Source organism: Streptococcus sp. IMAU 99161 (genome assembly GCF_014435245.1).
Lineage (GTDB): Bacteria > Bacillota > Bacilli > Lactobacillales > Streptococcaceae > Streptococcus > Streptococcus lactarius.
Genome location: NZ_JAAPAW010000003.1, coordinates 14,980 through 27,784, shown reverse-complemented (window position 1 = coordinate 27,784; position 12,805 = coordinate 14,980). Strand labels below are relative to the sequence as shown.

12 protein-coding genes and 1 other RNA gene are annotated in these 12,805 nt (G+C 43.4%); 11 read left to right on the top strand and 2 right to left on the bottom strand.

The features are described 5' to 3' along the window. Positions 1–33: 33 nt before the first annotated feature. The gene (gene dusB, locus HA044_RS00710; RefSeq protein ID WP_187538328.1) at positions 34–1,014 is read right to left on the bottom strand and encodes a tRNA dihydrouridine synthase DusB; all 981 of its coding nucleotides are present in this window, start codon (positions 1,012–1,014) and stop codon (positions 34–36) included. Next, the gene (hslO, locus tag HA044_RS00705) at positions 1,001–1,873 is read right to left on the bottom strand and encodes an Hsp33 family molecular chaperone HslO (RefSeq protein ID WP_187538326.1); all 873 of its coding nucleotides are present in this window, start codon (positions 1,871–1,873) and stop codon (positions 1,001–1,003) included. Before hslO ends, dusB begins: the two co-directional genes overlap by 14 nt. A 222-nt stretch (positions 1,874–2,095) precedes the next feature. On the opposite strand from hslO, the gene HA044_RS00700 reads away from it, so the two are divergent. The 11 genes from HA044_RS00700 to HA044_RS00655 all read left to right on the top strand — a co-directional run bounded on the left by HA044_RS00700 (position 2,096) and on the right by HA044_RS00655 (position 12,757). Beyond that, complete coding sequence (locus tag HA044_RS00700) at positions 2,096–3,388, top strand: adenylosuccinate synthase (RefSeq protein WP_187538323.1); 1,293 nt, start codon at positions 2,096–2,098, stop codon at positions 3,386–3,388. A gap of 214 nt (positions 3,389–3,602) precedes the next feature. After that, positions 3,603–4,247 (top strand): HAD family hydrolase, encoded by a 645-nt coding sequence (locus HA044_RS00695; RefSeq protein WP_003002091.1) that lies wholly within the window; start codon positions 3,603–3,605, stop codon positions 4,245–4,247. A 120-nt stretch (positions 4,248–4,367) separates the two neighbouring features. Beyond that, positions 4,368–5,945, top strand: a complete 1,578-nt coding sequence (locus HA044_RS00690) for an ABC transporter ATP-binding protein (protein WP_003016812.1) — start codon at positions 4,368–4,370, stop codon at positions 5,943–5,945. Between the two features lie 297 nt (positions 5,946–6,242). Next, on the top strand, positions 6,243–6,755 hold the full coding sequence (gene tadA / locus HA044_RS00685) for a tRNA adenosine(34) deaminase TadA (RefSeq protein ID WP_187538321.1): 513 nt from the start codon (positions 6,243–6,245) through the stop codon (positions 6,753–6,755). Positions 6,756–6,794: 39 nt separating this feature from the next. After that, an RNA gene (ffs, locus tag HA044_RS00680) (signal recognition particle sRNA small type) lies at positions 6,795–6,889 on the top strand. An 825-nt stretch (positions 6,890–7,714) separates the two neighbouring features. Beyond that, entirely contained in the window at positions 7,715–9,064 is a 1,350-nt protein-coding gene (locus HA044_RS00675) for a glucose-6-phosphate isomerase (RefSeq protein WP_187538319.1), read from the top strand. 188 nt (positions 9,065–9,252) lie between these two features. Beyond that, positions 9,253–10,290, top strand: coding sequence for a hypothetical protein (locus HA044_RS00670; protein WP_187538317.1), 1,038 nt, complete (start codon positions 9,253–9,255; stop codon positions 10,288–10,290). Positions 10,291–10,429: 139 nt separating this feature from the next. Further along, positions 10,430–11,137 carry a hypothetical protein gene (locus HA044_RS00665; protein WP_187538315.1) on the top strand — a complete coding sequence of 236 codons (708 nt, stop codon included), beginning with the start codon at positions 10,430–10,432 and terminating at the stop codon, positions 11,135–11,137. A 5-nt stretch (positions 11,138–11,142) separates the two neighbouring features. Beyond that, positions 11,143–11,643 (top strand): hypothetical protein, encoded by a 501-nt coding sequence (locus tag HA044_RS00660; protein ID WP_262407434.1) that lies wholly within the window; start codon positions 11,143–11,145, stop codon positions 11,641–11,643. A gap of 27 nt (positions 11,644–11,670) precedes the next feature. Beyond that, positions 11,671–11,829 carry a hypothetical protein gene (locus tag HA044_RS09930; RefSeq protein ID WP_262407433.1) on the top strand — a complete coding sequence of 53 codons (159 nt, stop codon included), beginning with the start codon at positions 11,671–11,673 and terminating at the stop codon, positions 11,827–11,829. A 13-nt stretch (positions 11,830–11,842) separates the two neighbouring features. Next, entirely contained in the window at positions 11,843–12,757 is a 915-nt protein-coding gene (locus HA044_RS00655) for a hypothetical protein (RefSeq protein ID WP_187538312.1), read from the top strand. Positions 12,758–12,805 lie beyond the last annotated feature (48 nt).

The following is a 12,805-nucleotide window of genomic DNA, read 5'->3' as shown; positions in this document are numbered from 1 at the left end:
AGGACCTCATGTGAGCTCCTGTTTGTTGTATTTCTATACTTTTTCTAATTGTAAGAGTTCTTCAATCTCTGCCAAGGTGCTGGCTTGGGAGATGGCTCCACGGAGTTTGGCTGCACCTGAGGTACCACGAAGGTAGTGAGGAGCAAGGCCACGGAATTCGCGGACGGCAATGTGCTCACCTTTGAGATCGATCAAGCGTTTCAAATGTTCGTAAGCAATCTTCATCTTGTCTTCGAAGGTCAAATCAGGCAGGATTTCTCCTGTTTCGAAGTAGTGATTGATTTGGTTGAAGAGATAAGGATTTCCCATAGCAGCGCGACCAATCATAACAGCATCAGCACCGACTTCTTCGATGCGTTGTTTGGCATCTTGAACCGTACGGATATCACCATTAGCGATGAATGGAATCTTGGTTAGAGCTTGGGCAACCTTGTGAAGGGTCTCAAGGTCTGCATGACCTGTATACATTTGCTCCCGAGTCCGTCCGTGCATGGCAAGGGCAGAGACACCCGCAGCTTCAGCAGCGAGCGCATTTTCAACTGCTAGAGAAGGGTCCGACCAACCTGTCCGCATTTTGACAGTCAGAGGGATATCAAGGACAGACTGAACCTTGTTGATGATGGAGTAAATCTTATCTGGATCCTTGAGCCACATAGCACCGGCCTCGTTTTTGACGATTTTATTGACTGGGCAGCCCATGTTGATATCGACGATATCAGTCTTGGTATGTTCTTGGATGAATTCAGCTGCGCGTGCCAGGCTGTCTTCATCGCTCCCGAAAAGTTGGATGGATACAGGATTTTCTCCTTCATCGATATGAAGCATATGTAGGGTCTTTTCGTTATTGTATTGGATGCCCTTGTCTGAGACCATTTCCATGACGACGAGGCCTGCTCCCAGTTCTTTGGCAATGGTGCGGAAGGCTGAATTGGTTACTCCAGCCATGGGGGCCAAGACAGTACGGTTAGGGATTTCGACATCCCCGATCATAAATGGCGTATTAAGATTTGTCACGAATGAGTTCCTCCAAGTCATTTTCGTCAAAGTGGTAGTGGGTTTGGCAGAATTGGCAGGTAATCTCTGCACCGTGATCTTCATCTTTCATCTCTTTTAGATCACTAGCTGGCAGACTTGCTAGAGCGCTCAAGAAACGCTCACGGCTACAGTCGCACTGGAAGCGAAGTTCTTCTTCTGACAGGCGTTTGTATGGTTCATCACCATAGATTGCCTTGAGAAGGGCTTCAATATGGTCTTCACTTTCAAGGAGTGTTGAGATAGCAGGCATTTCCTGGATCCGTTTTTCAAAGCGGGCGATTTCTTCTTCCTTGGCATTTGGCAAGACCTGAAGCAAGAAACCACCAGCCACCTTGACCTTGTCCTCGTCATCCAACAGAACATTGAGTCCAACTGCTGAAGGCGTTTGCTGGCTTTCCGTCAGATAAAAGGCTAGGTCTTCGCCAATTTCACCGGTGACAAGAGGTGTCATAGAGTTATAAGGATTTCCAGTGCCATAGTCCGTGATGACTAGAAATTCTCCGTTTCCGACAAATGGTCCTACTAAGACTTCACCTGTCGCAGTCTTCTTGATATCCACTCCAGGATTTTGCACATAACCTTTGACATTTCCCTTGGTATCTGCCACGGTGATGATGGCTCCGAGTGAGCTAGTTCCAAGGACTTTGACCGTAATTTTAGTATCTCCTTTCTCATTTGCCGCCAAGATTTGACTAGCGATGAGGGTACGGCCGAGTGCGACCGTGGAACTTGCTTGCGTTTGATGTTTTTCTTGGGCAGTTCGTACTGTTTCCGTACTATCAAGTACATAGGCACGAAAAGCACCACTTTCTGAGATTGTTTTAATAATTTTATCCATACCTACTATTTTAGCACAAATCAGCCAAAGTGGGGCTAGGGAGAATTTTGAAAATCAGGAAGGTTGAAAGAGGCAGAGAAAATCTAGGAGATGCGAGTGAATCTTGAAAAAATGCTAAAAATTGCTTATAATAGAGTGTAAGACAAACTTGCAGGTGAGACTCCTGCCCTGAGTTTGAAGAAAGGCCTAGATAGCTTCTATCTAGGGAATATGAAATAGATTATGACATCAGTTGTAGTAGTAGGAACCCAATGGGGAGACGAAGGAAAAGGAAAGATTACAGATTTCCTTTCTGCAAACGCCGAAGTCATCGCGCGCTACCAAGGTGGGGATAATGCGGGACATACCATCGTGATTGATGGCAAAAAATTCAAGCTTCACTTGATTCCTTCAGGAATCTTCTTCCCTGAAAAAATCTCTGTCATCGGAAATGGGGTTGTGATCAATCCTAAGTCATTGGTCAAAGAATTGGCCTATCTTCATGAGGAAGGGGTGACAACAGATAGCTTACGTATTTCAGACCGTGCCCATGTCATCCTTCCTTACCATATCGAATTGGACCGTCTCCAAGAAGAAGCCAAAGGGGATAACAAGATTGGAACGACCATCAAAGGGATTGGCCCAGCCTACATGGACAAGGCTGCGCGTGTGGGAATCCGGATTGCGGATCTGTTGGATCGTGATGTCTTTGCAGAACGCCTGCGCATCAACTTGGAAGAAAAGAACCGTCTGTTCACTAAACTCTACAATGCTCCAGCTCTTTCCTTTGATGATATCTTTGAAGAATATTATGAATATGGTCAACAAATCAAGCAATATGTAACCGATACTTCCGTCATCTTGAACGATGCTTTGGATAACGGCAAGCGCGTGCTCTTTGAAGGTGCCCAAGGGGTTATGTTGGATATCGACCAAGGAACCTATCCATTTGTAACCTCTTCTAACCCAGTTGCAGGTGGGGTAACTATCGGATCAGGTGTGGGGCCAAGCAAGATCGACAAGGTTGTCGGTGTATGTAAAGCCTATACTAGCCGTGTCGGAGACGGACCATTCCCAACAGAATTGTCTGATGAAATTGGGGACCGCATCCGTGAAGTCGGCCATGAGTATGGAACCACAACCGGTCGCCCTCGTCGTGTGGGGTGGTTTGACTCTGTGGTGATGCGCCATAGCCGTCGTGTGTCAGGAATTACCAATCTCAGCTTGAACTCCATTGACGTCTTGTCAGGCTTGGATACGGTAAAAATCTGTGTAGCTTATGACTTGGATGGCAAACGCATTGATTACTACCCAGCAAGCTTGGAGCAACTCAAACGTTGCAAGCCAATCTATGAAGAATTGCCAGGTTGGTCAGAAGACATTACAGGTGTCCGTCACTTAGATGAGCTTCCAGAAAATGCCCGCAACTATGTGCGCCGTGTCGGTGAATTGGTAGGTGTGCGCATTTCAACCTTCTCAGTCGGACCAGATCGTGACCAAACCAATATCCTTGAAAGTGTCTGGTCTAGTTTATAAGCAAATGAAGATAAGAGAGTGGGACAGAAATCGGTCATTCGTTAGAATTCGATTTCATCGTCCCACCTCCGCACAGTTGAGTAGGGCTGTAAAAGCTGATGAAATCAGCGTAGTAGAGCCCACTCAACCACTGCGTCTTGCTCGACAATCCAAAGACAATTGAGAGGCTAGGACTTTTGTCCCAGCCTCTTTTTGAAAGCAGAAAGAGGAAAAAATGTATCAAACGATTTTATTTGACCTAGACGGCACCTTGACCAATTCAGAACTAGGGATTACCAACTCGGTGGCCTATGCCTTAGGAAAATATGGGATTCAAGTGCCAGACAAGAAAGCATTGAGAGTTTTCATCGGTCCGCCCTTGCAGGAGTCTTTTGAGCGCTTTTATGGATTTTCTAAGGAAGAATGTTTAAAGGCCATTGACTACTATCATGAGTATTTTTCCGAAAAAGGCCTTTATGAAAATGAGGTCTATCTAGGCGTTCCTGACTTGCTGGCTTCTCTCAAGCAGGCTGGCAAACAGTTGATTGTAGCTACGTCAAAGCCTGAAGAATTTTCCATTCAAATTCTCAAACACTTTGGTTTGTATGATTATTTTGACTTTGTCGCTGGTGCGACCATGGATAGAAAACGTAGTAAAAAAAGCGATGTTATCCAGTATGCCTTGGAGCAAAATGGGATTACAGATTTGGCGCATACCATCATGATTGGAGACAGGGAGCACGATGTGCTTGGCGCTCAAGCGCAAAAGCTTGATTCTATCGGTGTCCTTTATGGCTTTGGAAGCAGGGAAGAATTGGAAGAAGCCGGCGCCACCTATATTGCTCAAGAAGTTGGCGAAATTGCAGCTTTTATAGGATAACCTTTTCCAAAATATTAAAAGTTGGAACTTTTCTAATCTGCTGAATATTGCTTGATTCAATATTTCTATCGGTGTATACTTACTGTAGGTTAAGTCACACAGATTTGATGGATGATAATTATGAGAAATATTTATAAGTACATTGATAAGAAGTATCTTTTTCCTATTTTTTTAGGGCGTATTGTGAATAGTGGTTTGGTGTTGGCGCAACCTCTGATTTTAACGAAGGCCTTGAAGTTAGATCAAGACGGCCTTTCTTATGGAAAAATTCTCAATTTTGTTTTATTTGGTTTGTCTGTCTATCTTGTTATTTATAGTCTGATGCTGTTTTCAAACTATTCGCACAATATATTCCGAAGAGAAATCAACAAAAGTGTCCGTGCCCTTTTATTTAAGAAAGTCATATTGAATCCTAAATTTTCCAATGATGAAAAAGTTAGTCTGCTAACTCAAGATATGGAATATGTGGGCGATAATTATTTGGAAAATATAAATGTTATGGTGAGTTGGGGATTTGTCGCCCTTGTTACAGCCATTTATATTGTTTCACAAAATTTTCTCTTAGGACTTATTTTTGTCATTTTTACGATTATGAGACCTATTCCTCAGTTCATCATGAATCGTCGTTTACAAGATTCGGGAGACAGCTGGTCCAAGCTTAGAACGAAATTACATGGGCTTGTCTCGGATAGTATGCAAGGCAGCCAAACCTTACGGATTAATCAGGCCATGAGGCTGAATGAAGAGCGCGTGAATGATTTAAACGGAGAATATCAAAAAGCCATCCAAAGATTTTGTTTCACACATAATATTATTTTTTTCTTTAATGGATTTATGGTCTTTTTTAGTCAGGTTGTTCCTCTTGCTTTAGGCTTTTATTTGAGTTTACAGGGAAATTCTATTTCTATTACAAGCCTCATCTCTATGTATGTTGCTGCGGGGATGCTGGTAGAACCGATCCAAACTCTGATGTACAGTGCAGCCAATCTCCAAGGTGCCTTGCCGACTGCGAACCGCCTGTTTAAGATTATCGAGGAAGAACCTGATTTCGAAGAGACAAAGGATCAATTTGTTGAAAATCTCGAATCGTTGCGCTTAAATCATATTTCAAAAAGTTTTGCTGAACGTCAGCTTTTTTCTGATTTGACGGCGACGATTTCAGTAGGTCAGAAGGTCTTAATCAAAGGACCGAGCGGGTCTGGAAAGACGACTCTTTTTCGCTTGATTTTAGGAGAAGAAGTATGTGATGAGGGTGACATTTTCGTTCAGTATGATGGAAATCAAATAACGAGTCATTTCCAAGGGAATATCGGTTTAATTAGCCAGCATCCCTTCCTGTTTAACGATACTATCCGCTATAATCTAACTTTTGGTCAGCCTTTTCAGGACCATGAATTATTGGAGGTATTGGACCGAGTTGGCTTAATAGATGAATTTCAGGATATTTTGAATGTAGAAATTCATAATAATGGTGAAAACATTTCAGGAGGTCAGCGTGTCAGATTAGAGTTGGCTCGTTTTCTCTTACGCGAGAAGGATATTTTATTAGCGGACGAAGTGACATCAGCTTTGGACGAAAAAAATAGTCGTCTGGTTAGAGACCTAATCTTTTCTTTGCCGATCACGGTACTAGAAATAGCCCATCATATTGATGAAGAAGAGCGCTATGACCAAATCCTTGAGTTACGTAAAGGATGAGCGATGCCACAATAGTTGGTTCTGCGACAAAGCGGATAGTAGTAAGCCAGCAATTTGTCAGATATTTTTGAGATTCTAAGTGGTGATATTTCCAAAATCATCAATACTCAGAGAACTTAAGCTTTATTTAAGATAGGCCAGCTATACTAGAAGCATAAACAAAGACCTCCTAACTTTGTTTAAACCTCCTAAACTTTTTCATAATAATCTCCCTATAAGAAGTCACCCATTGGTGGCTTTTTTTGTGGCTTCATCATATAATAGAACATGAACATAAAAAGTAAGTGAGTGTTATCAGTGAGAGACTATACCCTAGAAGAGAAAGAAACCTTTATGCGAGAGGCCTTAAAAGAAGCAGAAATTGCCCTAGCCCATGAGGAAATTCCCATCGGTTGTGTCATCGTCAAAGACGGTGAGATCATTGGGCGTGGGCACAACGCGCGGGAAGAATTGCAGCGAGCGGTCATGCATGCGGAGGTAATGGCGATCGAAGAAGCCAATCAGCATGAAGAGAGCTGGCGTTTACTAGATACCACCCTGTTTGTCACCATTGAACCCTGTGTTATGTGCAGCGGTGCCATTGGTCTAGCCCGGATCCCCCAAGTGATCTATGGCGCGACCAATCAAAAGTTTGGCGGAGCAGGGAGCCTCTATGATATTTTGACAGATGAGCGCCTCAATCACCGGGTAGAAGTGGAAACAGGAATCTTGGAAGCAGAATGTGCAGCCATCATGCAGACCTTTTTCCGCCAAGGTCGGGAACGAAAAAAACAAGCCAAACTCGCAGCCAAGGCCAAAACACAAGAATAAAAACCGGACCTTTGCAAATCGAACAAATTATGATATAATACCTATCGGAGCAACAGTTCTGCGTGAAGCGGGTCAGGGGAGGAATCCAGCAGCCCTAAGCGAAGTGAACTGTGTGCTCTTTTTCTATAGCTCTTAGTGAGGTAAGCCTGTAAGGCGCAACCGAACTTAGAGATATTGATCCTGAGGAGCAAAGCGACGTGAGGGCTATAGCGTAACATGAAATTAGCCTGTAAGGCGCAACCGATCATAGAGATATTGATCCTGAGGAGCAAAGCGACGTGAGGACTATAGCGTTGATGAGGTAAGCCTGTAAGGCGCAACCGAACTTAGAGATATTGATCCTGAGGAGCAAAGCGACGTGAGGGCTATAGCGTAACATGAAATTAGCCTGTAAGGCGCAACCGAACTTAGAGATATTGATCCTGAGGAGCAAAGCGACGTGAGGGCTATAGCGTAACATGAAATTAGCCTGTAAGGCGCAACCGAGCTTAGAGATATTGATCCTGAGGAGCGAAGCGACGTGAGGGCTATAGCGTAACATGAAATTAGCCTGTAAGGCGCAACCGAGTTTAGAGATATTGATCCTGAGGCGCGAAGCGACGTGAGGGCTATAGCGTAACATGAAATTAGCCTGTAAGGCGCAACCGAGTTTAGAGATATTGATCCTGAGGCGCGAAGTGACGTGAGGGCTATAGCGTGAAATGAAATAAGCCTGTAAGGCGCAACCGAGTTTAGAGAGTTTGATCCTGAGGAGCACGGTGAAACTCACAGCCTGCGATAGACAGATCATTGCTTTTTAGAAGAGAATAAGAGGATTATGCAAACGATTGCTATTGCGTCATTGCTTGATTTGTGAAAATTCAAAATTTAAAGAATGAAAACGTTTTATAGATCTATTTCCCTTGATAAAATCTGCGTAAAGAGATATTATAGAGAGGAACAAAATTTGGAGGATAGATATGTCTCATATTACATTTGACTATTCAAAAACTTTAGAAAAATTTATTGCCCCACATGAAGTGGAATACATGCAAGCACAAGTCACAGCTGCAGATGAAATGATCCGCAAAGGGACTGGTGCTGGTAGTGACTTCCTAGGTTGGTTGGACCTTCCTGAAAACTACGACCGTGAAGAATTTGACCGCATCTTGAAAGCTGCTGAACAAATCAAATCAAACAGCGATGTTTTGGTAGTGATCGGTATCGGTGGATCTTACCTTGGAGCAAAAGCTGCCATTGACTTCTTGAACCACCACTTTGCAAACTTGCTAACCAAAGAAGAACGCAAAGCACCACAAATCCTTTACGCTGGAAACTCAATCTCATCTACTTACCTTGCTGACTTGGTAGAGTACGTTTCAGACAAAGACTTCTCAGTGAACGTGATTTCTAAATCTGGTACAACAACTGAACCAGCCATCGCTTTCCGTGTCTTCAAAGAACTTTTGGTGAAGAAATACGGTCAAGAAGAAGCTAACAAACGGATCTACGCAACTACTGACCGCCAAAAAGGTGCTGTGAAGGTTGAAGCAGATGCGAACGGTTGGGAAACATTTGTGGTTCCAGATGATATCGGTGGACGCTTCTCAGTATTAACAGCGGTTGGTTTGCTTCCAATTGCTGCATCAGGTGCAGACATCAAAGCCCTTATGGAAGGTGCGAATGCAGCTCGTAAAGATTACACTTCAGATAAACTTTCTGAAAATGAAGCTTACCAATACGCAGCTGTTCGGAACATCCTTTACCGTAAAGGTTATGCAACTGAAATCTTGGTTAACTACGAACCATCCCTTCAATACTTCTCAGAATGGTGGAAACAATTGGCTGGTGAATCAGAAGGGAAAGACCAAAAAGGGATTTATCCAACTTCAGCTAACTTCTCAACAGACTTGCATTCACTTGGACAATTTATCCAAGAAGGTGCTCGCATCATGTTTGAAACAGTTGTCCGTATCGACAAACCACGTAAGAACGTCACCATTCCAACTTTGGAAGAAGATTTGGACGGACTTGGTTACCTTCAAGGTAAAGACGTTGACTTTGTAAACAAAAAAGCAACAGACGGTGTTCTTCTTGCCCACACTGATGGAGATGTTCCAAACATGTTTGTAACTCTTCCTGAGCAAGATGCCTTCACTCTTGGCTACACGATCTACTTCTTCGAATTGGCGATTGCCCTTTCAGGTTACTTGAATGCGGTGAATCCATTTGACCAACCAGGTGTAGAAGCATATAAGAAAAATATGTTTGCCCTTCTTGGAAAACCAGGTTTCGAAGACTTGAGCAAAGAACTCAACGCTCGCCTTTAATCGACAGACAAAACGATCTCGAAAGAGGTCGTTTTTTTGTGCTCGATGCCTCTATATAGTGATGAATTGGCGCTTTTCAACAATTTATGATATAGTAGAAGAACGATTTTATACTTTATCTATCAAATGATTTTTGCTTAGAATGAGAGCCGAGAGAGATAAAGAAGATCAGAAAAGGAGAATGCAATATGTCAGAGAAAGATCAGGATTCTTTTGTAAAAGAGCAACCTTTTGAAGGTGCTCCTCAGTTTGATGTAACGGCACCAGACTTTGTTCCGAAAGATGAAACAGAAAATCTAGTAGAAACTCCTAACTTGGAGACTGACACGGTGGTAGAAGTAACAAGAGAACCAGTGACTCCAGCTAGCTTAGAAGGCGAGCCGGCTCTTGAAGCTAATCCAGGTGTCACTCCTTCTCCTCAGCTGAGCACCTCCCCAGTAGTTCCTTCAACGGTTCCCCCAACCCAGGGCCCTACAATGCAAGTGCCACAAGCACCCGTTTTCCCTGTGAAACAGGGAATGAATCCAGCTGATAAAAAAGCGATTCAAGTAGCCCTAGGGATTTTTGTAGGCCTCTTGATTGGTGGTGTCAGCGGGTATTTGATCGGCCATGCCAAGCCAAGTAGTACGCAACCAAGCAGTCATCAGGAGGCTTCATTTGATAGAGAAGAGGATCCATCAGATGGAGTGGATTTGAGTCAATTGGTCACCGGAGATAACTCAAAAGCCAAGTTTGAATGGGAGCCAGAGGATCTAGGAAATCTACAATTTTTGACAGACTCAGATCAAGGTGAGACGCCGGAAGATACAGTGAAGACCTTTGGAAAGGCGGACTATATCAAATTTGAGAATGGAGAGCTGGAATTGCGTTGGGGGGATATCTATGATGACAAAACTGCAGTTCAAGCCACCTATTCTAAAAAAGGGGATCGTTTCGAACTCATTAAGATTGACTTTGGTGGTTATGGTTTGAAAGAGGGCATTGAAGACAAGCTGATAGATGATCTAAAAGAAGGCGATTCCACGACAGGTAAGGGCGGTAGTTCCTATAAAGAACTTTTGAAGGACAATGCTGACAATATGGAGATGAGTATTAAGTCATCTGATTATTCAGACACTGTAGAACTCACCATGAATCTCCAGAAGAAAAACGGGGACTATGTAGATCTGACCTTTATCCGCCAATCTGATGGTGATTTTCTCTTAAGTCGTAAAGTTAGCTACTAAAGAAAAAGTAGCGTCCTACATGAATGCGATGATTCGTTGAAGGTTGGGTACTTTGGTCCCAGCCTCTTTCAGAATTGTCAAGACAAATAGGCTTTTTTCCTATACAATAGAAGTAATATTTATAGAAAGATTGTGGATCATGGGAGAAATAAAACAATGGATCAGAGAGCATAAAGAGTGGATCCTGGACGGCTGTATGGCTGTATTGGCCTTTGTAGTTGGCCTTGTGATGGTGTTTGTGATCCACCCTGTTGGGACCTTATCAAAGGAGCATATGCTGTCTTTCCCTCAGATACAAAAAGAGAGTGAGCCTTTTGTTGGGTTGCCTACCAAGGAGCCTGCTATGGAAGATTTACTCCGTGTCGATCTAGCAGATATTCATGGCAAAGTTCAAAAAAATTGGCTGAGTTTGCCTGCCTTTGTCAAGAAATTTGGGAAATCAGAAAGCTATACACAAGAGAAAACCAATTTTGAAACAAAGGTGCAACTGGGTTATGGAAAAGCGGTAAAAGGCATTTATCCCTACAAACTAGAGTTTCAAGAGAAGGACAAAGACTTTTATTTGAGTGCGATCCAAGGTTTTGCTCCTAGGTCATCTCGTTACAAGACGAGAAAAAATTTGAAAAAAGAAGATTTTACCCATTACAAGACCATGGATGGGCAGAAGGAAAAAGGAAGTAGCATTGAAGAAGTATGCAAACAAGCAGGTCTTCCCAACTCCTTTAGTCTGATGCGGACAAAGGACAAGCAAATTGCCGCGATCTCTTATCAGGCAAAGGATGGCTTGGTTTCTCTAACCTTTGAACGGGACGCTAGTGGCCAGTATCGCTTGAGTAAGAAGGGGTGACAAGGATGCTTGAATGGATCAAACAAAATCGAAGAAAACTCTTATTACCAGGGCTGTGTTGTCTATTGGGAGTGCTACTTGGCATTTCAAGTATTCAAATCCAAGAGGAAGGGACCAATATCAAGGAAGACCGAACCCTCCAGACTTTCCAACCCAAAAAGTATCAGAACTTGATTGCTGGCGAACAAGAGAGTAAGCAGTTTAAATGGACCCTTGAAGCGGTCTCTAAATTACAGCTTCACCTCAAGCAAGACAGGCAAGCAGGGACACGCTTGGAGACCGTCATTTCGAAATGGGGAAAACCTCAAAAGTTTTCCTTTACGAAAACTGCTGGAGATGCCAAGACCCAAATCGTCTTGACCTATGCTGCTAAACAGACAGATCAGGGGAAAAAGAGTGTAAGCCTGTGGTTTGAACAGGTTGAAAACAAGGGCTATCGCTTGACCATGGTGGATGCTACCAATCTGTTGGGCCACCAAGATCAAGAAGCAAGTGGCAAAAAATAAGCTGGAAAAGACAAGGAAGTTCAGGGAGTGGATCAAATTCTCAATCGTTTAGGCAATCCGCAACGCCTGGTCTGGGATGAATTGCTTGAAGGGGGACAAGGGTTCCGAGCGAGTTATCAAGAACAAGGTCAGCCAGAAGTTGTCATGGAGTTTAAGGTCAAAGGCTCTAAGTTAATCATGGTCTAAGAAGGGAGAAAAATTGGATAATCATCGGACGGACATAAAGGCAGCTTCGTCTCACCATAGTGGCACACGCTTGATTTCGGAAGAAGATCTCGCTTCATTAGGTGGTGGGAGAACCCAAGAAGTACGAACGAAGCTCGGAGATATTTCGCCTGCTACAGCGAGCGTCTCTTCGTCCTCTAAGCCGGCGGGTTCTTTTTTCCTAACCTTCCTTGCTTCTATAGGCCTACTAGGCTTTGCTGTCTTGCTAATTGTAGGGGCTATCGATACCGATCCTCCTTCTTCTACTAGTAGCGCGCCCAAAAGCACTTCTTTCTCTCGTGGCATCAGGAAGGTCACCCTCCAGAGTGGGAATAGTACCTTGATTGCACCGGAAGGGGAATTTCAATTTCAAGTAACCTATGAGAAGGCGATTTCTCTGATTCCAGGTTTAAGTGAAGGAGGGCAAGACCGTTCTTATTCAACTTCTCTTTCTCCGCAGGGTGTCGTAGAGGTACTGGGCAAGGCTAGTAGGGGTGAAGAAACTTACCAAGAAGGCAGTGTTGGTCCTTTCATGACAAGTTTGGATTATGGATCTGAAGGGTCCCCTTCTTCCGTAACCGTTTTACTTTCAAAAATTGGTGTTGACCGTTTATCTTCTCTTGATTTTGAAAACTTAAATAGTGAGCGATTGGCCAATAAAAACGGCAGTTTGAACAAAGAGGATTTCGCCAATATTAAAATAGGGACCAGCTATTCAGATCTTGTGAATACAGTAGGAATTCCTAGCAGTGTTTCTTGGTCGAGTATGATGAGTTCAGAATCCTTCTTAATCTTTTACTATAAGCTTTCTGATTCGCGCTCTGTCATTATTCAATTTGGAAGCAATCGTACCATTAGTGAAATCAAGGGTCTAGAAGATCCGGCGACATCAGCTTCCACAACGCCTTAGGTGTTCATCTCCCTAAGATTATGGTATAATATGAATACGCTTATTTGA

Coding starts and splice junctions, on each gene's coding strand:
- hslO (WP_187538326.1), bottom strand. CDS start 1,873: ATGGATAAAATTATTAAAACAATCTCAGAAAGTGGTGCTTTTCGTGCC.
- HA044_RS00700 (WP_187538323.1), top strand. CDS start 2,096: ATGACATCAGTTGTAGTAGTAGGAACCCAATGGGGAGACGAAGGAAAA.
- HA044_RS00695 (WP_003002091.1), top strand. CDS start 3,603: ATGTATCAAACGATTTTATTTGACCTAGACGGCACCTTGACCAATTCA.
- HA044_RS00690 (WP_003016812.1), top strand. CDS start 4,368: ATGAGAAATATTTATAAGTACATTGATAAGAAGTATCTTTTTCCTATT.
- HA044_RS00675 (WP_187538319.1), top strand. CDS start 7,715: ATGTCTCATATTACATTTGACTATTCAAAAACTTTAGAAAAATTTATT.
- HA044_RS00670 (WP_187538317.1), top strand. CDS start 9,253: ATGTCAGAGAAAGATCAGGATTCTTTTGTAAAAGAGCAACCTTTTGAA.
- HA044_RS00665 (WP_187538315.1), top strand. CDS start 10,430: ATGGGAGAAATAAAACAATGGATCAGAGAGCATAAAGAGTGGATCCTG.
- HA044_RS00660 (WP_262407434.1), top strand. CDS start 11,143: ATGCTTGAATGGATCAAACAAAATCGAAGAAAACTCTTATTACCAGGG.